At 38.8% G+C, this 24,035-nt stretch carries 22 protein-coding genes and 1 riboswitch; of the genes, 15 read left to right on the top strand and 7 right to left on the bottom strand.

Annotated features, from left to right (window positions below; translation table 11 throughout):
• Positions 1-82: 82 nt before the first annotated feature.
• Genes QUE09_RS17215 through QUE09_RS17185 form a run of 7 tightly spaced genes read left to right on the top strand, consistent with a single transcriptional unit; the run spans position 83 to position 7,220 of the window.
• The gene (locus tag QUE09_RS17215; RefSeq protein ID WP_286234108.1) at positions 83-241 is read left to right on the top strand and encodes a lipoprotein; all 159 of its coding nucleotides are present in this window, start codon (positions 83-85) and stop codon (positions 239-241) included.
• Positions 241-1,488, top strand: coding sequence for a diaminopimelate decarboxylase (lysA, locus tag QUE09_RS17210; protein ID WP_286234107.1), 1,248 nt, complete (start codon positions 241-243; stop codon positions 1,486-1,488). Before QUE09_RS17215 ends, lysA begins: the two co-directional genes overlap by 1 nt.
• Positions 1,489-1,497: 9 nt before the next feature.
• Positions 1,498-2,328 carry a diaminopimelate epimerase gene (dapF, locus tag QUE09_RS17205; RefSeq protein WP_286234106.1) on the top strand — a complete coding sequence of 277 codons (831 nt, stop codon included), beginning with the start codon at positions 1,498-1,500 and terminating at the stop codon, positions 2,326-2,328.
• Positions 2,325-3,047, top strand: a complete 723-nt coding sequence (locus tag QUE09_RS17200; RefSeq protein WP_286234105.1) for a DUF484 family protein — start codon at positions 2,325-2,327, stop codon at positions 3,045-3,047. Before dapF ends, QUE09_RS17200 begins: the two co-directional genes overlap by 4 nt.
• A complete protein-coding gene (locus QUE09_RS17195) occupies positions 3,047-3,751 on the top strand; it encodes an HAD-IA family hydrolase (RefSeq protein ID WP_286234104.1) in 705 nt (234 codons plus the stop codon). Before QUE09_RS17200 ends, QUE09_RS17195 begins: the two co-directional genes overlap by 1 nt.
• Positions 3,752-3,776: 25 nt before the next feature.
• Positions 3,777-5,951: a DNA helicase II gene (gene uvrD, locus QUE09_RS17190; RefSeq protein ID WP_286234103.1), complete on the top strand. Its 2,175-nt coding sequence runs from the start codon at positions 3,777-3,779 to the stop codon at positions 5,949-5,951.
• A gap of 21 nt (positions 5,952-5,972) precedes the next feature.
• The gene (locus QUE09_RS17185; RefSeq protein WP_286234102.1) at positions 5,973-7,220 is read left to right on the top strand and encodes a diguanylate cyclase; all 1,248 of its coding nucleotides are present in this window, start codon (positions 5,973-5,975) and stop codon (positions 7,218-7,220) included.
• A gap of 9 nt (positions 7,221-7,229) precedes the next feature.
• Here QUE09_RS17185 and QUE09_RS17180 read toward each other — a convergent pair whose 3' ends face one another.
• A complete protein-coding gene (locus QUE09_RS17180; protein ID WP_286234101.1) occupies positions 7,230-9,350 on the bottom strand; it encodes a TonB-dependent receptor in 2,121 nt (706 codons plus the stop codon).
• Between the two features lie 180 nt (positions 9,351-9,530).
• Here QUE09_RS17180 and QUE09_RS17175 point away from each other — a divergent pair, with 180 nt between their 5' ends.
• On the top strand, positions 9,531-11,390 hold the full coding sequence (locus QUE09_RS17175) for a YfiR/HmsC family protein (RefSeq protein WP_286234100.1): 1,860 nt from the start codon (positions 9,531-9,533) through the stop codon (positions 11,388-11,390).
• Here the strand turns inward: QUE09_RS17175 and rarD are convergent.
• Positions 11,378-12,268, bottom strand: coding sequence for an EamA family transporter RarD (rarD, locus tag QUE09_RS17170; protein WP_286235961.1), 891 nt, complete (start codon positions 12,266-12,268; stop codon positions 11,378-11,380). The two genes, QUE09_RS17175 and rarD, sit on opposite strands and share 13 nt — an antisense overlap.
• A 73-nt stretch (positions 12,269-12,341) precedes the next feature.
• Positions 12,342-12,797: a thioesterase family protein gene (locus QUE09_RS17165; protein ID WP_286234099.1), complete on the bottom strand. Its 456-nt coding sequence runs from the start codon at positions 12,795-12,797 to the stop codon at positions 12,342-12,344.
• A 122-nt stretch (positions 12,798-12,919) separates the two neighbouring features.
• Between QUE09_RS17165 and recQ the strand changes: the two genes are divergently transcribed.
• Entirely contained in the window at positions 12,920-14,731 is a 1,812-nt protein-coding gene (gene recQ / locus QUE09_RS17160; RefSeq protein ID WP_286234098.1) for a DNA helicase RecQ, read from the top strand.
• A 48-nt stretch (positions 14,732-14,779) separates the two neighbouring features.
• Here the strand turns inward: recQ and QUE09_RS17155 are convergent, their stop codons facing one another.
• Positions 14,780-15,079, bottom strand: a complete 300-nt coding sequence (locus QUE09_RS17155) for a c-type cytochrome (RefSeq protein ID WP_286234097.1) — start codon at positions 15,077-15,079, stop codon at positions 14,780-14,782.
• 140 nt (positions 15,080-15,219) lie between these two features.
• On the opposite strand from QUE09_RS17155, the gene QUE09_RS17150 reads away from it, so the two are divergent.
• Positions 15,220-15,537 carry a DUF3630 family protein gene (locus QUE09_RS17150; RefSeq protein WP_286234096.1) on the top strand — a complete coding sequence of 106 codons (318 nt, stop codon included), beginning with the start codon at positions 15,220-15,222 and terminating at the stop codon, positions 15,535-15,537.
• Positions 15,537-15,998 carry a 2-thiouracil desulfurase family protein gene (locus tag QUE09_RS17145; RefSeq protein ID WP_286234095.1) on the top strand — a complete coding sequence of 154 codons (462 nt, stop codon included), beginning with the start codon at positions 15,537-15,539 and terminating at the stop codon, positions 15,996-15,998. The genes QUE09_RS17150 and QUE09_RS17145 overlap by 1 nt, the downstream gene beginning before the upstream one ends.
• On the opposite strand, the gene QUE09_RS17140 is transcribed toward QUE09_RS17145, so the two are convergent.
• Positions 15,995-17,005, bottom strand: a complete 1,011-nt coding sequence (locus tag QUE09_RS17140) for a GGDEF domain-containing protein (RefSeq protein WP_286234094.1) — start codon at positions 17,003-17,005, stop codon at positions 15,995-15,997. The genes QUE09_RS17145 and QUE09_RS17140 overlap by 4 nt on opposite strands.
• A 272-nt stretch (positions 17,006-17,277) precedes the next feature.
• Positions 17,278-17,360, bottom strand: a riboswitch (cyclic di-GMP riboswitch).
• 112 nt (positions 17,361-17,472) lie between these two features.
• Between QUE09_RS17140 and QUE09_RS17135 the strand changes: the two genes are divergently transcribed.
• Together QUE09_RS17135 and QUE09_RS17130 are read left to right on the top strand one after the other, a co-directional pair.
• The gene (locus QUE09_RS17135) at positions 17,473-19,344 is read left to right on the top strand and encodes a tetratricopeptide repeat protein (protein ID WP_286234093.1); all 1,872 of its coding nucleotides are present in this window, start codon (positions 17,473-17,475) and stop codon (positions 19,342-19,344) included.
• A 14-nt stretch (positions 19,345-19,358) separates the two neighbouring features.
• On the top strand, positions 19,359-19,838 hold the full coding sequence (locus QUE09_RS17130) for a hypothetical protein (protein ID WP_286234092.1): 480 nt from the start codon (positions 19,359-19,361) through the stop codon (positions 19,836-19,838).
• A 67-nt stretch (positions 19,839-19,905) separates the two neighbouring features.
• Here QUE09_RS17130 and rep read toward each other — a convergent pair whose 3' ends face one another.
• Complete coding sequence (gene rep / locus QUE09_RS17125) at positions 19,906-21,924, bottom strand: DNA helicase Rep (RefSeq protein WP_286234091.1); 2,019 nt, start codon at positions 21,922-21,924, stop codon at positions 19,906-19,908.
• A 108-nt stretch (positions 21,925-22,032) separates the two neighbouring features.
• Between rep and ubiK the strand changes: the two genes are divergently transcribed.
• Both ubiK and QUE09_RS17115 read left to right on the top strand, forming a co-directional pair.
• The gene (gene ubiK, locus QUE09_RS17120; protein WP_286234090.1) at positions 22,033-22,287 is read left to right on the top strand and encodes a ubiquinone biosynthesis accessory factor UbiK; all 255 of its coding nucleotides are present in this window, start codon (positions 22,033-22,035) and stop codon (positions 22,285-22,287) included.
• Between the two features lie 86 nt (positions 22,288-22,373).
• A complete protein-coding gene (locus QUE09_RS17115; protein ID WP_286234089.1) occupies positions 22,374-23,012 on the top strand; it encodes a hypothetical protein in 639 nt (212 codons plus the stop codon).
• 63 nt (positions 23,013-23,075) lie between these two features.
• Here QUE09_RS17115 and QUE09_RS17110 read toward each other — a convergent pair whose 3' ends face one another.
• Positions 23,076-24,008: an SPFH domain-containing protein gene (locus QUE09_RS17110; protein ID WP_286234088.1), complete on the bottom strand. Its 933-nt coding sequence runs from the start codon at positions 24,006-24,008 to the stop codon at positions 23,076-23,078.
• Positions 24,009-24,035 lie beyond the last annotated feature (27 nt).

Genomic DNA, 24,035 nt, shown 5'->3' with positions numbered 1-24,035 from the left:
AATTCACTATCGATTCGTTGGTATTTGATGGTCATGAGATTATAAAACGTCTATCATGGGAAAAAAATCGAATTAATCAAAAATGCGTAAACAAAATTCAATTATATTCGGTGGCTTACTGTCAATAATGCTGTTATCCAGTTGTGGAATGCCTGGTCCTTTATATCAAGAATCGGACGAGAAAAAAACAAAAGAGCATGCAACAGTAGAGCGACCGGCAGAAAAACAGGAACAAGAATAGTGGATTTCTTCAATCGTCGTGCGGCACAGCTGTATGCCGAAGATTGCGCTGTATCGGCGTTAGCAAAACAATATGGTACGCCTTTGTTTATTTATTCTCGCGCTACCATTGAGCGTCATTGGCATGCCTTCAATAATGCAGCGGCAGGACGAGAACACTTAGTTTGTTACGCGGTAAAAGCTAACAGCAATTTAGCGGTGCTCAATATTTTAGCTAGATTAGGCTCTGGTTTCGATATTGTATCAAAAGGTGAATTGGCAAGGGTACTTGAAGCAGGTGGTGATCCAGCGAAGGTCGTTTTTTCTGGTGTTGGTAAAAAGTCTGATGAAATAGCGTACGCGCTTGATAAAGGCATTTATTGTTTTAATGTTGAGTCTGAAGCCGAATTAGCACGTATTCAACAAGTTGCAAAGTCGATGGATAAAGTAGCTCCAATCTCGTTACGTGTAAATCCAGATGTTGATGCCGGTACTCATCCTTATATTTCAACGGGGCTAAAAGAAAACAAATTTGGTGTCAGTATTGACGATGCATACCGAATATATGCGCATGCAGCGACGCTGTCGCATATTGATGTTAAAGGCATTGATAGTCATATTGGCTCCCAGTTAACAGAAATTTCCCCTTTTTTAGATGCGCTTGAACGCATTTTGTTGCTTGTTGATAATTTAGCTGAACAAGGTATTCATTTGTCACACATTGATGTAGGTGGTGGGCTCGGGGTGTGTTACCAAGATGAGCAGCCTCCCCACCCACAACAATATGCAGAAGCGATTGCACAAAAGCTTGCAGATAGAGATATTACGTTGATCTATGAACCCGGTCGCGCCATTATGGCAAATGCGGGTATTCTAGTGACTGAAGTAGAGTTTATTAAAACAAACCAAGAGCGTAATTTTGCCATTGTTGACGGTGCCATGAATGATTTAATACGCCCTGCACTGTATCAAGCATGGCAAAATATTATTCCTGTGATTGAAAATAATAGTTTGACTACAAGGTCATACGATATTGTAGGCCCAGTGTGTGAGACGGGTGATTTTCTTGGCAAAGATCGCGCTTTAGCTATTGAAGCTGGAGATTTACTCGCTGTAAGATCGTCAGGAGCTTATGGGTTTACCATGAGTTCTAATTACAACAGTCGTCCTCGCGCCGCAGAGGTGATGGTTGATGGTGATAAAGCCTTTGTTGTTAGAGAGCGTGAGACGCTTGAAAGTTTATGGCAAGGAGAAGCCTTGCTTCCTTAAGAGAGCGACATGTTAGTAAATTTTTCGAAAATGCATGGTTTGGGTAATGACTTTTTGGTGCTCGATAATGTGACACAAAATGTTTATTTACCTAATGACCAAATTAAGCTGCTCGCTGATAGAAATTTTGGCATTGGCTTTGATCAGTTGTTGGTAGTTGAACCGCCCTATGATCCGGATTTAGATTTTCATTATCGTATTTTTAATGCTGATGGTAGTGAAGTGAGTCAGTGCGGTAACGGCGCACGCTGTTTTGCACGTTTTGTTAAAATGAAAGGTTTAACAGGCCGACATAAAATACGTGTATCCACACATTCAGGTAAGATGACGTTGTTTATTGAGCGCGATGGTAATGTCACCGTTAATATGCCCGTGCCGCAGTTAGAGCCAAACAAAATACCTTTTACTGCACAAAAAGCAGAAGGAACCTACATATTACGTAGTGAAGATGAAACCGTGCTATGCGGAGCGGTTTCGATGGGTAATCCACATTGTGTTATTACGGTTGATGATATTAAAACCGCGCCTGTTGAGTCTCTTGGGGAAAAGCTAGCGACTCATGAGCGATTTCCTCAAGGAGCCAATGTTGGTTTCATGGAAATCGTTTCACCTGAATTTATTAAACTACGCGTATTTGAACGTGGTGCAGCTGAAACATTGGCTTGCGGAAGTGGTGCTTGTGCAGCGGTGGTGGTTGGCCAAATTCAGAAAAAACTCGCTAAACAAGTAACAGTACAATTACCCGGTGGTAAATTAAAAATATACTGGAAGGGCCCCGGAAATCCTGTAAAAATGACAGGTCCAGCCGTTCATGTATTCGATGGACAAATTCATATATGAGTAAACAAGATACCCCATTATCTGCAGAGAAAGGGTCATTAGATATGGTGACAGCAACCGATGTGGATATTCAACTGACAGATGAACTTATTGTTACCTATTTACAAGAAAATCCTGAGTTCTTTAATCGTCATCCAGCGTTAGTGACCAGCTTACGTTTATCAGACCCTCACAGAGGTGCAATTTCATTGGTTGAACGTCAACAATTGGCGTTACGCAATAAAGTGCAGACACTTGAAGAAGAGATCACGCATTTAATGTCTGTGGCTAATCAGAATGAGCAACTCTTTTCGTTGTACAGTGATTTGTATTTACGGTTACTCGATTGTGAAAGTGGGGCAGAGTTATTAGATTGTTTGCATCAAGCTACGACAGAACTCTTGTCACTCAAGGCGCTAAAACTATGGTTAGTGTCACCAAACACGCTTGAACACTCGTGTATCGCTAAAAATGATTGTCGAGAGATTATCGCGAATCGACTTAATGAAGAAGATTATTATTTTGGACGTATTCAACAAAGTGAACAACAGTTGATCTTTGATGAACGGTGCGAAGGTTCGGTAGTTTTGATTAAGCTTGAACATCATCAAGAGTTGATTGGATTTATTGCGATCAGTTCACAAGATACTGACCATTTTGAGCCACGGATGGACACGTTATTGCTTAATCAATTTAGAAAACTGGTGGCCAAGTTACTTGTTCAATTACAGGCAAAGTAATGCGCTTTAATCGTCGTCTATTGCCGTTCAAGGCGATTAGTTTTGATCTAGATGATACTTTATATCATAACGCGCCTGTTATGTTAGCGACTGATGCTAAGATGCGACAGTATTTTAACGAATTGCTGCCTGTCGGTGAATATGATTATCATTTTTGGTTTCGCTTTCGCCAACAAGCACTCTTGGAAAACAGTAAGCTGATACACGACGTCGGAGAACTTAGGCGGAAAAGTTACCACTTAGGCTTTATCGCCTTGGGTTATGACTCATCGATTGCTGGTGACATGGCACAGAAAGCGTTAGACTTTTTTATTACGCAGCGCAGTAATTTTAAAGTACCTGAAGCAATTCATAAATTACTTAGCCAACTGGCTAAAAAATGGCCTTTAGTCGCTATTTCAAATGGAAATGTTGATACTCAGGCCATTGGGTTATCTCAGTATTTTACCCAAATACATCATGCCGATTTATCAAAAAAACAAAAGCCAGCACCAGATATGTTTGCATTAACATGTCAACAATTAGCCATTAAGCCACAGGAGCTTTTGCATATTGGAGACTGTGGTCTCAATGATATTTATGGTGCCACAACGTTTGGCTGCCAAACGGCATGGGTTTCTACATATGATATTGGTAAACCTATTACGCAATTAGCGACAGTAGAGCTACGTGATATAACAGAATTAAATCGCTTACTTAATTAAGATTAACAATACGAGAGAGTACTTAATGGATGTATCTGAACTACTAGATTCACTTAATGATAAACAACGTGAAGCCGTAGGCGCGCCGCTGCAGAATATGCTGGTGCTGGCGGGTGCTGGTAGTGGTAAAACTAGGGTACTAGTGCAACGAATAGCTTGGTTAAAACAAGTTGAACAAGTCTCTCCTCACAGTATATTGGCGGTAACATTTACGAATAAAGCAGCAGCGGAAATGCGTGCGCGTGTCGAGCAAATAGTTGGCGGTAATATTCATGGAATGTGGATCGGTACTTTCCATGGCTTAGCACATCGCTTGTTACGTATGCATTTTCAAGAAGCGAATTTACCGCAAAGCTTTCAAGTACTTGATTCAGATGATCAACTAAGGTTAGTAAAACGTGTACTTCGGGCTTTAAATTTAGATGAAAAACGTTGGCCTGCTAAGCAAATGCAATGGTATATCAACGGTAAAAAAGATGAAGGATTACGTGCCAATCATATTGAAACGCATTACGATCAAACGGAAGAAACGTTTGTAAAAGTATATCAGGCCTATCAAGATGCATGTGATCGAGCGGGTTTAGTCGACTTCGCGGAATTGTTACTACGCGCACATGAGCTTTGGTTAAATCACCCAGTATTATTGCGACATTACCAACAACGCTTTTCGCAAATACTCGTAGATGAATTTCAAGACACAAATGCCATTCAATATGCGTGGTTAAACTTACTGGGACGAGAGCAAAGTAATGTGATGATTGTTGGTGACGATGATCAATCTATTTATGGCTGGCGTGGCGCTAAAATTGAAAACATTCAACGCTTTTTAGATGACTTTGAAGACGCAACGACAATACGGCTAGAACAAAACTATCGTTCTACGGCAAATATTCTTACAGCGGCCAATAAATTGATCGGCAACAACAATAATCGATTGGGTAAAGACTTATGGACGGATGGCGCACAGGGTGAAAAAATTGCCATATACACTGCTTTTAACGAAATTGATGAAGCACGCTTTATTGCTGGGCGTATTGAACAATGGCGGAACGAAAACGGTGACTTGAATGATGTCGCCATTTTATATCGTAGTAATGCTCAGTCTCGTATATTAGAAGAAGCCCTATTGCAGGCTAATTTACCTTATCGTATTTATGGCGGCTTACGCTTTTTCGAGCGTCAAGAAATCAAAGATGCATTAGCTTATTTAAGGTTAATTAATAACCGCGATGATGATGCTGCATTTGAGCGCATAATCAATACGCCAACGCGAGGCATTGGCAATCAAACACTAGCATTGGTACGTGATGCAGCGCGTAGTATGGAAGTTACATTGTGGCAGGCTTGTCAGGCAATGTTGGCCAGTGATCAGCTTAAAGGTCGTAGTGCTAAAGTTATTCGTGTTTTCGTTGATCTTATTGATCAACTAGAAGATGACAGCAAAGACTTAGACCTTGATCAACAAGCGAATTTTGTTATTCAACAAAGCGGCTTAAAAGCGATGTATCAGGCAGAAAAAGGTGAAAGAGCAGAAGCTCGGATTGAAAACCTAAATGAATTGGTCACTGCGTGCCAAACATTTGAAATTGACCCTGAACTTGAGCAAGAACAGACGAAATTGACCGGTTTCCTTACACATGCAGCGCTAGAGTCAGGGGAAGGTCAAGCAGATGAATTTGAGAGTGCCGTGCAATTAATGACCATGCACTCAGCCAAAGGTTTGGAGTTTCCATTAGTCTTTATAGCTGGTTTAGAAGAAGGGATGTTTCCGTCGCAACAGTCGATGGAAGAAATAGGTCGCTTGGAAGAAGAACGTAGGCTCTGTTACGTTGGTATGACCCGAGCAATGGAAAAGCTGTACCTATGCCATGCTGAAAGTCGACGCTTATATGGACAAGAAAAAATTCATCCAGCAAGTCGATTTTTAAGGGAGTTGCCAAGCGAATGCGTTGAAGAAATTCGAATGCACAATCAAGTTTCTAGACCCAAGTCATCGGGAAGATTTGCTAATGCTATTTCACTCGAAACATTTGAAGGTACTGGCTTTAAACTAGGACAGTCTGTATTGCATCAAAAGTTTGGTGAAGGGGTAGTGTTAAACTATGAAGGTAATGGTGCTCAAAGTCGAGTTCAAGTTAATTTTGCCGATGCAGGTAGCAAATGGCTTGTTGTCGCCTATGCTAATTTAAAGCCGTTGTAAAAAATTAATAAGAGTAAAGTTGTGGCAGATAGACTGTTAGTTGTTGAAGATAGTAATGCGATAGCCGCGGTTATCAAAAAAATTGGGATAGCTTTGGGATATGAGGTGACAACTGCAAGTACGTTGTTAGAGGTCGAGCAAATATTGCAGGGCGATACAGATTTTTTTGCCGCAACACTTGATTTTAATTTACCAGATGCACCCAATGGTGAAGTGATTGAAACGGTACTGAGTCACGGTATTCCAAGTGTGGTTATAACGGGGAAAATGGATGATACAACACGTTCCACGATTTTAGCTCAGCCCGTTATCGATTATATTCCCAAAGAAAATAGCCAAGCCTACATGTACCTTAAACGTATTTTATACTGGCAGAAAGCGAATAAAGGCACTGGTGTTCTGGTCGTTGATGACTCCCGCTCTGCGAGAAACTACATTGTACAATTGCTAAAACGGCGAAACTTTACCGTCTTTGTTGCAGAGACTGGTCAAGCTGCATTAGAAACACTAAAACAACACAGCAATATAAAGCTTGTGATCACCGATTTAGAAATGCCGGTAATGGATGGCATAGCATTAACCAATGAATTGCGTAAACATTATAGTCGAGAAAAGTTAGCAATTATTGGTATATCGGGCGCTAAAAATCCAATGTTGTCGGCACGTTTTATTAAAAATGGTGCCGATGATTTTCTTCGCAAACCTTTTTGTACTGAAGAATTCTATTGTCGTATGATGCAAAATATAGAAAATTTACACAATATTGAACAAATTCAAACGGCTGCTAATACCGATTATTTAACGGGGTTGCCGAATCGAAGAGCATTCTTTTCTGAAGTAAAATCGCGCTTACAGGGTTTTATTGAGGCGGATTTCAGTTATGGCTTGGCGATGATAGATATTGACTATTTTAAGCAGATTAATGATCGTTATGGACATGATGCAGGTGATTTCATTCTCAAGAATTTAGCGTCTAAAATGCGTAAAAAATTGCCTGAGGCTTTATTAGCACGAATAGGTGGGGAAGAGTTTGCGATTTTATTATCAGGTGAAAGCCAAACGGCTATATATGATACTTTAGATGACTTTCGTCGAGAAGTTGCCATATCAACTGTTGATTTTGATAAGCAAAATATTAATTTTTCTATCAGTTTAGGTGTAGTATTTAATTGTCAGCTGCCGCTTGCCGAACAGATGACGCTTGCCGATAAAGGGCTGTATGCATCTAAAGAAAATGGCCGTAATCAAATCACCGTAGTTGATTCATAGCGCAAAACATTAAAAATTAATCGACATCTCTACAGTGAACCATCGACCTTTTTGTTGGTAGGGGTGCATTGTTGTGCCTCCTTGTTTATATTGCGTATTCAGTACATTGTCGACCCGTACACCAAATGAAAGTTGTTCGTTTACGTTGTAACGCATATTCGCATTCACTAAAAAGACTGCTTTTTCAGTGTTTTTAGGCGCATAAAAATCAACACCTTGTTCAGGAAAGCGATCAGTAAGCACTTTACCATTGCGCTGAATTACTATTGGTGAGTACTGCTTGCCAATATAACGAACGGCGAGATGAAGATCTAACTGTTCTGTTAGTGAGAAGTCAGTAATGATATTGGCAGTAAATTTAGGTACGTGATGCACATAGCCGTTATTTACGGGTATTTTTTCACTACTAACGGCTCGTCTAAATGTGGCGTTGGCTCTAACGTTTAGTACAGGGGTTAAATAGCTTAATTCTTGCTCAATTCCCCAAGTTGTGAGTTTCCCAGCATTACTGTAATTAACTTCTGTCGCCATATTGTCTCTAAATATTACGTCTTCCGACTGGTCATAGAACACATTACTTGTCAGTTGCAGGTCTGCGTCGGGAAAATTTATTGATGGTGATATTTGTAATGAACGCAGTTTCTCAGGCTTTAAGTTTGACGCGCCGACAAAAGAAGTAAGTTTTGAAAAACGATTCCAATACGTGGCATCTACAAAGGCTTCTGAATAACCAAATTTTATACTAACGTCTTGATGTTGGTATACGAAACCCAACCTAGGACTTATTTGGTTGATATTGTTCGTTGCCTTTCTATTTTTATAATCGTAGCGCAAACCTAAGTTTGCTCGCCAATTTTTAGTTAATGGGTATTTATATTGTAAAAAACCGGAATAGTTACTTTCAGTGCCAGAAGGGAGTAGGTTGTTATCAGTCATGGTGATTGAATAACTGGTGTTACCTGTAGGGAGCTCTCCTGCATAAACTTTGTAATTCTCAAGCTGTATACCAAGTAAAAGGTCTCCTGTTAGCAGCTTAGTTTCTAGGGTACTAGAAAGCCCCAGTGAACGTTCTTTCCATGCAGGTGCTAGGTAAGTTGGTGTTAAAGGTTCAACAACAACCGCTGTTTCGACAAGATGTTGATCATAATAGACACGTATTTCACTTTGCCAGTCTTGATCAGAATAGTTGTGCTTATATTCAGCATGAGTGGCAACGTATCCAAATCCAGGCCCAGTACCATTTACTTTTTCAAAGCTATCGTAATCATATGGTTCGCCGCTTAAACCGCCCGCACTATAAGGTTCAATATAGTGGCTTCGTCTTTGATTAAATAGCCAGTCACCAATATCTGTCGTGATACTCAAACCAACATCAAAAGGATGTTTATCTTTGATGCCATAAATAATCGCTTGGCTATTAGGTTGAGGATGCTCACTATAAATATTTTCAGGTGTTAGCTTTATTTTTTCACCGTCAGCGTGAAACGTATCTGCCCAAAAGATAAAGTCTGCATATTTTAAAGAGTTACCAAGCAGTAGGTTTGCAGATTTTTGACCATAATTGCCGACGGCGACAGTGGCTTGTTGATGCGTCATATCTTGCGCGGATTTCAATATGATATTAATGGTCGCGGTTAGAGAAACATTGCCATATAACGAAGAGGCGGGCCCTCTTAATACTTCGATTTGTTGCACTTTATTTAATGAAATACTGTGATCAGGCGTAGCCATTGAATAGCTTCTGCTATTTAAACGATGACCATTAATCATAATCAGTATTTTTTGTTGAGCAGAGCTAAAGATACCGCGTGCAGCAATATTTATTTCATTTTGGTCTTCAACATTGGTAAACCCAGGTACATAGGAAAGTAATAATTCTTTCAGGGTTTTAGCGCCGCTTTGTTTGATCATGTTTTCTGTGATCAAGGTCACAGGAACGGGTGCTTGTGCAACGGTTTCTTCAGTAAGTGAGGCTACAGTGACTCGTGTATCAATTAATTGCTGTAGTGAAAAGTTAAGAAAGTCGTCACGTGCAGGAGTAGCTGCTGACGCTAGTATCTCACCATTTACTTGATTCGTTAGACTTAACAGTAACAGCCAGACTATACTTAAGGTAGACTTGTTAAGCATTTACTTCTTATTGTTATTTTTCTGTGATTTTCAGACTAACCTATCTTGAGCTTATCGGTCAAATTTAGCAGGTGATTTCTAGTTAAAAAGTCAGTAAAGTACGGATAATAATAATAAAAGGGTTAAATATCTATGCCTTGTTCTTGGGTCAAGAAACTCGGTTTGTTAATAATGTATTTAATGACGCAATTTTGCATTGTTACGCATGTTCACGCTCAGCAACTAAATAGTGAACAAATTAAAATAGCTTACTTATACAATTTCTTAAAGCACGTCACTTGGCCAGAAGAAAACCAAAAAAAATCCTTCACTATTGCTGTTTATCAAGATAGCAACTTTTATAAAAATGTATTACGCGAACTGGGTGACAGACAAGTAAAGCAAAAACCCATTAAAGTCACGTTTGTTAGTGTGGTGCAAAATGCTGCTAGTGCAGATCTAGTGTTTGTTGACGTAAAAGATAATATTGATACTGCTTTAATTGCCTCAGATTTGAGGAAAACAGATACATTGCTTGTCACTTATAACAGTAAAGACAAGCATAATGCGATGATAAATCTTTTTCTAAACAACGATACATCGGTGATTGAATTTGAAGTCAATAAATCGAACATTGTTTATGAAGGATTAACAACATCAAAAGAGTTATTGTTACTCGGAGGTACAGAAATAGTTATCGCTGAACTTTACCGAGAAACCGAATTGGCGATGCAAAAGATGCGACAACGAGAAGCCGAACTGCATAATGACTTACAACAGCAAAGTGAAACGCTTAAAGCAACAGCGAAAAGGCTTCGGTTACTTGATAGTCAATTGGAAGAACGGCAAAAAATTGCAGAGCAACGACAAGTACAATTAGTTGCGTTGCAAAAAGATATTGAACGGCAAAAACAAGCCGTTGATATTAAAGAAAAGCAGTTGAACGACATGGTTAATCAATTAACGAAGGTAAAAAAAGAGCTCGGCATTCAACAGAAAGCCGTTGAGGCGAAAGAGCGAGAAAGTAGCGATATGGAAAGCCGAATTGCTTATAACCGCGATTTGATCGCCAAGCAAAAATCGCAAATAGACCAACAAGGTCAGCAACTCAATCAGAAAAATGTCGAATTAGAAGAGCGCTCAGAGCTCATTGCACAACAACAATTTTATCTGATGGTATTGGCGATTGTTATTTGCGTTGCTGTATTTGTTACGATTCTGTTGGTTTGGTTATTCGCAAAAAATAAACGAACAACACGCAAGTTGAGCTTAACACTTAACAACTTGAAGGAAATGCAAAATCAATTAGTGCAATCAGAAAAATTGGCGTCATTAGGTAAACTGACTGCAGGTGTTGCACATGAAATTAACACTCCTCTAGGCATTGCATTAACCTCGACGAGTTCTGCTTTAGAGAGTACACGAGCGATCAAAGAAGACTTTGAAGAAAACTGTTTGACTAAATCACAAATGAAGAAATTTTTCGAAGCAACAGAACAAGCTGCTGATTTAAATATGTCGTCATTAAATCGCGTGATTGAATTATTAAATAACTTTAAACAAGTCGCAGCAGATCAAGTTGTTGGTGAGGCAAGAGAAGTAAACCTGGTTGATTATATTAATGAGATCATGCGCACCTTGTCTGCTGAAATGAAAAAACATCGTGTTACTTACGAGGTTAGCGGACAAGAACATATTGAAGTTAAAACGGTACCTGGGGCATTAGCTCAAGTATTCACTAACCTGGTGACTAACTCGTTGAAACATGGTTTCGAAAATAAATCGTCAGGCAATATTTCGATAGATATTTCAGTACAAACGAATCTGGTTAATATTACTTATTCGGATAATGGCAATGGCATGGCGCCAGAGGTCTTGCTAAATATATTTGAACCCTTTTATACCACTAAGCGAAATAGCGGAGGTACTGGGCTAGGAATGAATATTGTTTATAATATTATTAAACAAAAATTGCATGGCGATATTACTATTGAAAGTAGCCCAAATAAAGGCGCAACATTCAATTTAACGATACCTACTTCCATTGATCAAGTGACCTGACGCTGTCGGCTTTGATAAGAATCAATACAGTAGATAATCAGTGCAACCCAAATAAATGCGAAGGTCATCAGCTTTTCACTATTAACCTGCTCTTGATAATAAAACGTTGCCAAAATAAACATAATACTCGGGCCAATATATTGGAAAAAGCCGATTGTAGATAAGGTTAAACGTTTAGCCGCTGCAGTAAAGCACAGTAGTGGCGCGGTAGTTACAATGCTCGTAGCTATTAACAACAGGTTTAAAGACACGTCATTATTTATCATATTGCTTGTGTCTGAATCAACGAACAAAACCCAGTAACATAGTGCAACAGGTGTCATGATAAAAGACTCAATAAGTAGGCCGACAATTGAGTCTACATGGAGTTTTTTACGTAATAAGCCGTAAATGGCAAATGATGTCGCTAACGTTAGGGAGATAATCGGTAATGTGCCCAAGGTGATAATTTGAATCAATACCCCCATGATCGCTAGGCTAACAGCAATACCCTGCCATTTTCTTAGTTTTTCACCAAGAAATAACATGCCAAACGCCACATTAATCAGTGGGTTAATATAATATCCTAGGCTGGCATCTAGCATATGACCATTATTGACTGCCCAAATAAATACAAACCAGTTGAAAGATAAAAAACAAGCACTTAATGCTAGTTTTCCGATCACAGTAGGTGATTTTAAAAGTGAAGAAGCTATACGCCATTTAGGCGTAATCAGTACAAAGCTGAAGAGTAACAAACATGACCAAATGACACGATGTACCATTATTTCATCTGCCGGTACATGTTCAATCAACTTAAAATATATTGGTGCTAAACCCCATAAGAGGTATGCGGCTAGCGCGTTAATAACGCCTAACTTTTGTTCCTGAGCAGTCATGGCATGCAATAATGACAAAAAGGGTATTTTATCACGGTAACGTTAATTTAAGGAGGGTTTCAACCAATAAACATTAGCCAACCATATAGGTACCTGTGCCAAACGCGATATGTACGTTTTCTTCATTATGTAACTCCATTCGCGCTACTGCTACTTTACTGCCACTTCGAATGATATGAGCGGTGGCGATAAATTCTTCGCCACGACCAGGACGGAGAAAATCAGTGCGAAGATCTATTGTGCCGAGCTTGCTCAAGCTACGGGCAATATTTTCTTCGGACGTATCATCTAAATGTTGAATAATATTTGCAGCGGCAACAATACCACCTGCGAGATCTAACGCTGATGCTGTTACGCCGCCGTGTAGTATTTTTTGCATTGGATTGCCAATAAGTTTGTCTTGCCATTTAAACCTTATTTCAGAGGTTTGAGTGTCAAATTTTTTGATTTCTAGGCCAAGTAATTGGTTAAACGGCATACCGTTATTCCAGAAATGGGCAATTTGTTTAAAGACATCAGCTTGATTCATAATACCTGGTCGGATGAGAGTGTTAAGCTAAGTGTGCATCGTTTTATAAGAAAAAGAAAGTTTTCTTCTCATCTGTATATTCGGGTAAAATACTCCCCTTGTTATTTCGAGAAGACTTTACATTGAGTGAACTATCCATTGCTGAACCAATAAATACGTTACAAAAAAACTTACAAGAAGTTTTTGGGTATTCTGAATTTAGGGCTGGTCAGCAACACGTTATTGAGCAAATTTTATCAGGAAGAGATTGTCTGGTATTAATGCCTACCGGTGGTGGTAAATCACTTTGCTATCAATTGCCTGCAACTTTGCTAGATGGCATCACTATTGTTGTTTCACCGTTAATTGCGTTAATGAAAGATCAAGTGGATAGTCTAAATCGACAAGGTATTCCGGCTGCATTCGTCAATTCCACGTTATCGAGCCAAGAGGTTCAAGAGACATTTTCACGTTTGGCTAATGGTCAATTGAAGTTACTATATGTAGCGCCAGAGCGCTTGACACAGCACTATTTTTTACAAGGGCTACATGCGCTGCCAATTCGTTTATTTGCTATTGATGAAGCACATTGCATTTCTCAGTGGGGGCATGATTTTCGACCGGCCTACACACGATTAGCTATACTAAAATCACAGTTTCCTACGATTCCGGTGATTGCGCTCACAGCAACGGCGGACGTAACAACACGAAAAGATATATTACAGCAGTTGAATTTACATGATCCGTACATTCAACTTGATAGTTTCGATCGACCTAATATTCGTTTAACAAAGGCTGATAAGTATCAAGGTGTGATGCAGGTGATCAGCTATATCAAAAAGCGTGGACAAGATGCAGGCATCGTCTATTGTAGTAGCCGTTGGCAGGTGGAAAAATTAAGTGAAGCGTTGGCAAAGTCAGGTATAAACTGCGCTGCATACCACGGAGGGATGGAAAATGACATTCGTGCTGTAGTTCAAGATGGTTTTGCTAAAGACAATATTCAAGTGGTTGTTGCAACTGTTGCATTCGGTTTAGGTATAAACAAACCCAATATTAGATTTGTTATTCATTTTGAACCGCCTAGAACATTGGAAGCTTATTACCAAGAGATAGGTCGAGCGGGAAGAGATGGGTTAGCAGCAGAGGCGTTATATTTGCATGATGAGAAGGATGTTGAGCGCATTCAAAAACGTATTAATGACACCGAAAATGAACATAAGCGGCATGTTGAATTACAGCGCTTTGCTGCCGTAAGCGACTTTTTAGAATCTCAAACGTGTCGACGTCAGTTAGTGTTGAATTATTTTGCCGAGTTTACAACCTCAGGTTGCGGAAATTGTGATATTTGCTTAGATCCACCAAGTCAGTTTGATGGATTAAAAGTTGCACAAATGGTGCTGTCATGTGTTTATCGCTTAGAACAAAGGCACAATGCTAAATACCTTGTTGACGTATTAAGAGGTCAACACAATGAAAAAATTGAACAGGCAAAACATCATAAGTTATCTACTTTTGGGCTTGGTAAAGATAAAACGCCAGGATTTTGGTATGCAATTATTCGTCAACTCAATCATCTAGGTTATTTACAGCAAGATATTTCTAATCACTCCGCGCTGATGTTAACAGAAGCATCGAGAGCTATTTTGAAAGGTGAACAAGCGTTAAGTTTAGCGACACCAAGATTACAAAAAGCTAGTTATTGGCGCCAAGACAAGCGTGGTGGTCAATATGATAGAGCGTTGTTTGCTAAGTTACGTGAATTAAGGAAAGACATCGCAGACAGTGAAGATATACCGCCTTATATTGTATTTAATGATGCAACCTTATCAGAGTTAGCGCGCTTTAAGCCTAAATCATCAGCTGAGATGCTAAATATATCAGGTATCGGACAAACTAAATTAGCGCGTTATGGCGAGCCCTTTTTAAGTCTCATTAAGGCGCACGATAACTAAGTATTCGGGTAAAAAAGCGCTCTTTTGAGCGCTTAAAAATAAGAATACTTATTTTAAACTCGCGTAATATGCCGCTAAGTTTTTCATATCTTCGTCTGTTAATGACATTGCTTGACCAGACATCATCGGATCTTTACGAGCACCTGATTTAAAATCTTTTAACTGCTTGTATAGGTATTGCTCTTTTTGCCCTTTTAAGTTTGGCCACATACTGTTTGTAGAAACGCCTTCTGCACCGTGACAAGCACCACAAACCATTGCTTTTGCTTTACCTTTGGCGATGTCGCCTGCGAATACCGGAGATGCCATCATCACAGTAGCAGCAACTGCTAGCGTAAATTTTTTCATGCCCATATCTCTCTTGTGTTTGATTAGAAAATTTAATTGCCTACCTCGATTATATGAAAAAAGATCAAAGCTGTCTCAGATTTTTTGTATTATATGCAACCGATTAACATTTCTTTGGGATAGATCAATTGTCTTGGTGTGTGGAAAAAATTAAATGGCAACAGCTTAATAACATTATTTGTATAGATAATGAAAAGTCGATAGATGCATTTAACAGTGATTGGTCACAAGAAGACGTGGCGCATTACTTCGAGTCACTACTCGAACGATATCGTGAAATTTCGTTGGATAATGTTCACCTTGGTGCTGACAGGGTCAGTTATGATGTAACTTGGCGACAGTCCCATTATTGGCTACATTTTGAATGTTATAGCCAGTCTATATGGTTTGAAGCGATAGACTTGATCTCGGAAGAAAATTTAAACGCTTTTTATCGATATTTAACTAACGGTCAATAATGGAAAAAATACTAGTAAGTGCATGCTTGATGGGTGAGTTGGTAAGGTATGATGGTGGTCATCAGAAACTTATCAATGAGGTAATAGAGCGCTGGCGTCATCAAGGTCGAATAATACAAGTTTGTCCTGAAGTTGCAGGCGGTTTGTCTATTCCTCGTTTACCAGCTGAGCGAGTAAATGGGTTGATTATAGACACCTCAGGTAAAAACGTTACCGATGCTTTTGTAAAAGGTGCTAATCAGACACTAGATATATGCAAAAAACATGGAATTAAATATGCGTTGTTAAAAGAATCTAGCCCATCCTGTGGTAGTAATACTATTTACGATGGTTCGTTTAATGGTACGAAAATACCTGGCCAAGGAGTTACTGCTGCATTGTTACAACAACATGGTATAGAAGTCTTTAGTGAACAAACATTGATGGCGCTAATTGCTAAAGTTGAATCGATGTCTGATTAGGTTGCGACGGTAATTTTGTTCGCAGTATGACGCTGCATGTCTGTGACTAAGTTTCGGGTGTAATTAATGACGGACTCTACATTTTGTGACAGGTTAAAATCGTTTACACCCAGTGAAATAGTCATGTGTGGTAATCTAACCCCTGACTTACTACTAACAAATCTTAATTTCTCTACACCCTGACGAATTTTTTCTGCTATCTCGCTTGCGATGCCTCGTTCGATCTCTGGCAATAAAATAAGAAACTCATCATGACCAGAACGCACAGGTAAGCCACTATCCCCTACATAAGTACCAATTTTATTTGCTATTTTAGACAGCAAAACATCACTAATTAATCCGCCGAATTTATCACTAACTGCAGATAGCTTATCAACATTTACAACTATCGCGGCAATTTGTTTGTTTGGATCTTCAAGCGTCCACTGTTCTAAATTCTTATTCAATGCTTTTCGATTGTACAATCCAGTCAATGGATCTAAGTAGACTTCTTTCTTAATTTCAGCCAGCTCAGACTTTAATGTTTGTGATTGTTTTTTTGATAATAAGAGTTGTTTAGCGAGTTGTTGCTGTTTTTGTCTAAAACTCTTTGAAGCATGTTCTATTTGTTGAACGGCATTGGTAATGGCTTTTTGATTATTAGACTTGAGATCAATAATATTATGGTCAAGTTTGCGAAGTAAAGTATCCGCACTGTGCATTGATTGTTGATTATTAGTAGCTAAATTATCAACTAGGTCATCAATATCGGTGATTATCTCTTCTCGAAAATTACTCTGACCGAGTATATATTGTTTATATAACTCTTGAATGAAATATTCGTCTAACTTTTTGCCGAGTGATAACTGCTGTTTAATTTGTCTATTTAGCTCAGGTGTTTTGCCAATGATATACTCATAACAGACTGAATAGTTTATCGGCGACGCTGGTAGGTGCCATAAGTTTAGTTGCTTAATGGTTAGCGTTGATTTTTGTTCAGCTTGTTTGATGGAATCATGGTATTTCAAAATCACCCATCCCCTAAATATTACTGCGAGTTATCTTTATTGTTATAACTTCATTCTCTAGTAATTTTTCACAAAGTGCTAGCGTTTATCGCAAATTATTGTAAATAAATTGCCTCATGACATTTATCTGATTTTAGCTATAACAAAATACTGGAAATAAAGGAGTGTTATCAGCGATAAAAGAGGACAAGGGAGCACGCAAAGTTAGTGCTAATAAAGAAACATATAGCTTAAGAAATGCCTAAAGTAGACAAGCCCCCACTATGTCTAAATTTGGTAGTTCCGCTGCCGTAGGTTTCCCCTTAGACCGGTAACTTTGCGTCTCTAGCTTTCGCTAGATTTGCCCTTATCGAGCTTTAGCTGCTCAATTGCCATTATAGACAGAGAATATAACTTGTAAACCATAAATATTATTTATATGGTAAACTTCATACGATATTTTTAATAACTCCTTGAAATAAAGGAAGATGAAAGCTCATCCGATGATCCGCACGCTATTTGTCTTTGCCATTATAATCAGTACCCTCAGCACAGGTTTAAACGCCGAAGAGCGTGCTAGCGTTGGTATTGTTGAAAATATTAACTGGGTTAACAAATTATACGATAGTGATAGTGAGTCGATACCATACAATGAAGTATTAACCTTGTCTCAGCGCGTGATTAAACAAAGACAGTTTTATAACAATAATACCTTGGCGAAAGTTTTCACGTTACTTGCCGATGCCGCCGCAAATACAGGTGATCTCGCGAAGTCGTTACAATTTGCACAAGATGGCGTGTCGCTGCTGAATGTAGATAAGCAGATAAACCTGAGGCTATTATTAAAAGTGGCGGCAGGTTATTACTACAAAGGTAAATTTAATAGCGCTAAAGAAGTCGCTGAGCGCGCGGTTGCTATATCGAAAAAGCACAATAATGTAGAGTGGTTAATCTATGCCATCAGCTACCGTGCAATGGCAAACGCATTGCTAGCTCAACATGACAGTGCATTAAATGATATAGAAAAGGTTGAACAGTTACTTGAACAACAACCTAGCCTATCCGATAGAATTGCTTTGATTAACTTACTGGCAAGTGCGCATTATTATTTAGGTGATAATAACACGGCAATTTCTTTGTATAATAAAGTGCTAAAGCTTCGCTTTGAATCAAAAAGAGTGGTAAATATTGATCAGACGTATTACCACTTAGCCCGTTCTTATTTGGCATTAGGTCTGTTAGATGACGCTTATAATGCTTTTTGGGAAGCACTTAGCTTTGCGAAAAAAAGAAATGCACCCATTCGTGTTGCATATGCCCAATCTGGTCTTGGTAAAACGCATTATTTACAACACGAATATCAACAGGCGTTGGCATTATTTAATAAAGCTGAAAAAGGGTTTCAAGGTTATAATTTAACGCAGCCTTATTTAGCGGTTTTAGTCGACCTTGCTAAAGTTCACCAACAGCTTAATAATAAAGCGCTGCAGTATCGTTATATTAAGCAAGCAGAACGGATTTCTGTGACTACTGAGTTAACAGAAGTGCAAAATGAATTGCATTTGATGGCTGCTCACATGTATCGAGATTTAGGGCAGTTAGATAAAGCATTAGCGTCATACTTTAAGTATACGGAAAAAGAAAAGCTTTTCGATCGTAATCATCGTCACCAGACAAACTTAAATCAACCGAATAATGCGACTAGTCAAAAACGTCGAGATTTTTCACTTCAATTTGCCAATCAATCTACGTTGACTCAAGAATATCAAGTAAAATACCAACAACAACGGCAGTTGATCAGTGTATTAATTGTGTCTATTGTCCTGTTGTTTTTACTATGTCTTTGGTTAGGGTTTAAATTACGAAAAATCAAACTTAAACACCTATACGATGAAGTTGAAAAACCGATTGATTACATTGCAGGACCGAGTTATAGCAAAAAATTGTATCAATACCATTATAAAATGGCGCGACGTTTCGAGTACCCGTTAGCAGTCGGTTATTTTACCATTGATAATTGGAATGAGCTTACTTTCCTATTTAATAAAAAAGTTGTTGCGGAAGTTGTATCTGCGCTTGCCATACTTATTAATGACATTAAGGAAGAGTTTGTAAAAGTGGGGGTGATAAATGAAGGCGAATATTTGTTTTTAGCTCCACATCAACGCCCAGAAGACCTTCAACGTAATTTAGATAAACTTGCAAAAGCAGTAAAACAGCAACTTTTTGCAAACTTGGGTGAGTTTTCGTTAAAAGTTAGGTACGATTGTCAGTCGCCAAGTGTACAGGATATTGATCCTTACATCTTTTTATCTCGAATTAGTGATTCGACCGCCCCAGATAGTAATTATAATTTGTAGTTGTAGGTTTAATTATGATGTTTTTATTGGCTGTTTTAGCCGTTTTTATTGGTGTTAGTATTTATTTTTATTTTAGGGCTGAAGCTTTGCAGCAGCAATTAGTGGCGGCTAAAAGAGATGCCACTAATGCTAAAAAAGAATCAAAAATATTATTTGAGTCTGTCGCAGTTATTGCACGAAAAAATGAAGAGATAGTAAAAAACCGAGCTAAATTGTTACAAGAAAATGAGCATGCGGAAAAGTTCTTAGAAGTACTGCATCCATTTATTAATAATTATAGTGTGATTTATACCGAAGCGATTAGAGGTAAAGGACAATTGCACAAAATTACTCAAAAGTGTTTTGAAAGTTATCAAAAAGGTAGCTATCGCAAGTTTACAGGCATTATTGGTGCGATGAAGCCACATATTAATAGGGCGTGGTCAGGCAATAATATTGGTGCATTGGTAACGTTTACAGAAGCAATCTTTTACGACATGGAAAATCCAGAATAGTTAAAGCCAACACTGAAACTGATAAAGTGATCAATCAGTTTCAGTCACTGTCGTACTTTATCGCGTGTTAATTTTTCTTTTTAAGTAACTCTCTTAAGTTCGCCACACCTGCTTTAGCGGTTTGTTGCTTTTCTTCCTGTGTTTTTGTTGCTTTCTTTGTTTCCCAGTTTAAATCATCTTGTGGTAATTCATGTAAAAAACGGCTGGTATCTGTGCGTGCTACTTCACCAAACTGACGCCGCTCTCTAGCATAGGTGAAGGTGAGCTCGCGCTGAGCCCGTGTAACCCCTACATAGGCTAACCGCCTTTCTTCTTCAACATTACCTTCGTCTATACTTGTTTGATGCGGCAATAACCCTTCTTCCATACCGATTAAGTAGACATAAGGGAACTCTAATCCTTTTGAGGCGTGCAGGGTCATCAATTGTACTTGATCGGCAAATTCTTCTTCTTCGTTACGCTCCATCATGTCACGAAGTGTTAATCGTGTGACGATTTGCGGCAGAGTCATGGGTTCTTCATCGTCGGAACCTTCTAACATTTGCGTGATCCAACTAAAAAGCTCAGTAACATTTTTCATGCGCATTTCTGCTGCTTTCGCGCTTGGAGATGTATCGTAGAGCCAATCCTCATAATTTATTTCTCGGATCATACCTCTAAGTACAGCTGCGGTATCGCCGCGCTCTGCATTGTCGGCGGTTTCGACCAGCCAACGAGTAAAAGCTTGCATTTTTGCTAAGCCACGACCCGTTAAGTACTCTTCTAACCCATATTCAAAACTTGCAGCGAACATACTAATTTGTCGTTTATTGGCATAACTGCCGAGTTTTTCCAATGTTGCTGGGCCTAATTCTCGTTTCGGTACGTTTACAATACGCAAAAACGCATTATCGTCGTCTGGATTAACTAATACGCGTAAATATGCCATGACATCTTTGATTTCTGCGCGAGAGAAAAATGATGTACCACCACTAATTTTGTAGGGAATGCGGTTGGTCATTAAGGCTTTTTCGAGTAGACGAGACTGATGATTACCGCGATAAAGCACGGCATAGTCTTTATAGTGACTTCGATTTAAAAATCGATGACCGATCAGATCACCAACAACACGTTCTACTTCATGTTCTTCATTTTTGGTCTGTAAAACGCGTAACTCAACACCGTAATCTAATTCACTAAATAACGATTTATCATAAACATGCGGGTTATTAGCAATAAGAATATTGGCACATTTTAAGATACGACCGCTTGAACGGTAGTTTTGCTCGAGTTTGATTAATTTTAAGGAGGGGTAATCTTGGCCGAGCAAAACAAGGTTTTGTGGTTTGGCACCACGCCATGAATAAATAGACTGGTCGTCGTCACCTACTACTGTTAAACGGCCGCGCTCTCCAGTTATTAATTTTACCAGTTCGTATTGGCTAGTATTGGTATCTTGGTATTCATCGACCAACATATAGCGAATTTTTTTGCGCCATCGCTCTCTTACTTCCGCATAGTTTTTTAGCAGTAGCGTTGGGATCAAAATCAAATCATCGAAATCTAGCGCATTATACGCTTTCATATGCTGATGGTATTGTTGATAAAACTGTGCATATTGTAACGTATCTGCATCGCTCGACTGTTTCATTGCCGCATCAGGAAGAAGTAAATCATTCTTCCAATTCGAAATCATCGATTGCAATTTATTTAAGAGATCTTTATCGCCATCAAGTTGCTCTGCAGTTAATTCTTTTAGTAGCGCTAAGGTATCTTGGTCATCAAATAGTGTAAAACCAGGCTTGTAACCTAAGGTTTTAATTTCTTTTCTAACAATATCAAGTCCCAGCGAATGAAAGGTTGATACCGTTAAACCTCGTGTTAAGTCTCGTCCTAACATTTTAGTGACACGCTCTTTCATCTCACGTGCCGCTTTATTGGTAAAGGTTACCGCGGCAATATTGCGTGCCTTGTAATCACATTTTTTTATTAGGTAGGCAATTTTCTGACAGATTACGCCTGTTTTTCCACTACCTGCACCCGCTAATACCAGACATGGCCCACTTACATAATCTACAGCTTCTTGTTGTCCGGGATTTAATTTCATGAGGTCAGGCTACTATTGATAAAGGGCGGTGATTTTACCTTGTTTTTTACGTTGGCAAAATAGCTAATTCGATTACAATAGTAATATATATAGAGAAGAGGCGTTGCCATGATTAATGCAAAGAAAATTGAAGATATTGCCAAACAAGTGACGGAAGCTATTCCTCCAGGCTTAAAAAATTTAGCAAATGACTTTGAAGATAAAACCAAAACAGTGCTACAAAGAAAACTATCAGAGCTTGACGTGGTTACCCGTGAAGAGTTTGATGTACAAACACAAGTGCTGATTAAAACGCGTGAAAAATTAGCGACACTTGAACAAAAAATAGTAGAACTCGAAGCTAAGTTGAATGACGTAACATAAGGTTTGGACTTTAGATAATAAAACAAGATGTTTTGTTTGTTGGCTCAACATTTTTATTATTTTGATACTAACGAAAGGGATGACATATGTTTAATTTTGCTAAAAAAGTACCAATAGTTGGCATCATAGCTTTAGCTTTTTTGCTACCACATCAAGTAGTTGCACAAGATACGTTTGTAAGAGATAAAATTGAAAACTTTTCGATTTTGGGGATTTCACTTAACACCAAATCGGCAGAGCTAGACCGTTTGTTAAATCAGCATCCTTTGCAATTTAAATGTAACGCTGAACAAAGTGGTATTAGTGTTAATCGACAGAATTATTCAGTAGAGTATCGAAAGTGCAAAGCAAATGGCGTTAAAATTGAACTCACTATCACGCTTACTGACGAACATATTTCACAGGTTCATTTCAGAGGTCAAAGCAAAAAAAATTATCATGCAGAGCTGCTGAGTGACATCAAAATACTTAGTCAAGATTTGATTAAAGCAGGTAAAGTGCTACAAAAGAGTCATCCTAAGAGTTCAGATAAAGAGGGCTTCTTTTATCGAAGCGATGAAATGGCTCCTGGGATGAGCGATACAAATTTGGCTTTAATAACGCCGGCAACATGTATTCATCAAGTGCCTCCTACAGTCGTTGGTCTTTCAGCACGAATTATGGAAATGCCAGGTTTAAATGACGTTGCGGTTACGGTGAGTAACGGTAACGCCCATCTCTGTTAATTGAACTTGAGTGAAAAGCCTATTGATGACTCAATAGGCTTGGAGGTTTTTATAAACTTAGGTCTACTTTTCTTTCATATTCCACAAGATACCTTGGTCGCTTCCCATTACCGTCGTCGGTAATTTACCATCCCACTGTTGTGCTTTAACGTATTCAACAAGCACTTTGCTGGTTTTTATCGCTTCGGCTTTTTTCTTGATCGCTTCTGCTTCAGCTAAACCTTTTAACTTTATTGCTTCTGCTTCGGCTTTTGCCTCTGTTGTAATAGCATACGCTGAGCCGTCAGCCCGTGCTTTTTCTGCATCTCGTTTTGCTTCTGCGGTATTAACTTCGCGCTGTGCTTCAAGCTTTTGACGCTCTAAACGATGCTCTTCAGCAGCCGCTAAGTTTTTTTCGGTTTGCTTAGTTTCAATACTCTGTAAATATTTAGGTGGTAGCACAAGGTTTTCAATTTGAACGCTATCCAGTTTCACGGGAAATTCAGTCATTTCAGATAACAGTGTTTCTTCTATCTTTTGAATTACTTGCCCTCTATTTTGAACAATTTGTTCTGCTTTAAAGCGCGCTAAGGCGTCTTTAGTTGCAGAGCGTAATCTTGGATCAAGAATACGGTTTTCAAACTGGTCTAAACCACCATAATTTTTGTATAGCTCGAAGGCTTCTGAACGGATCACTGTCCAGTTTACAGATACTTCTGCTGTTACGGGCATCTGTTCATAGGTAGAAGCTTTCAATGACTCCGCATTTTTACGTGTACGAATTTCAAGTTCTTCTATGGTATCTGCAAAAGGAACTTTGGTGTGAAGGCCTGGGTTTACCTGTGTTGTTGCTTCGCCAAATCGTTTAACAATACCAACATGACCTTCGTCAATGGTGTAAAAAGTCATCCACGCACCAATAAAAATTGCCGCGACAATTACGCCTTTGGTCAAGTGTTTAGAAACGTTGATATTATCTTGTTTTTTAGATTGGGTAGGTAGTCCATTTTTTAACATAAAAAACTCCTTACTAAGCTATGTTAA

It is taken from the genome of Thalassotalea sediminis (genome assembly GCF_030295915.1).
Classification (GTDB): Bacteria; Pseudomonadota; Gammaproteobacteria; order Enterobacterales; family Alteromonadaceae; genus Thalassotalea_C; species Thalassotalea_C sediminis.
Note: the sequence above shows the minus strand (reverse complement) of the source record. Positions and strands in the feature narration are given on the sequence as shown.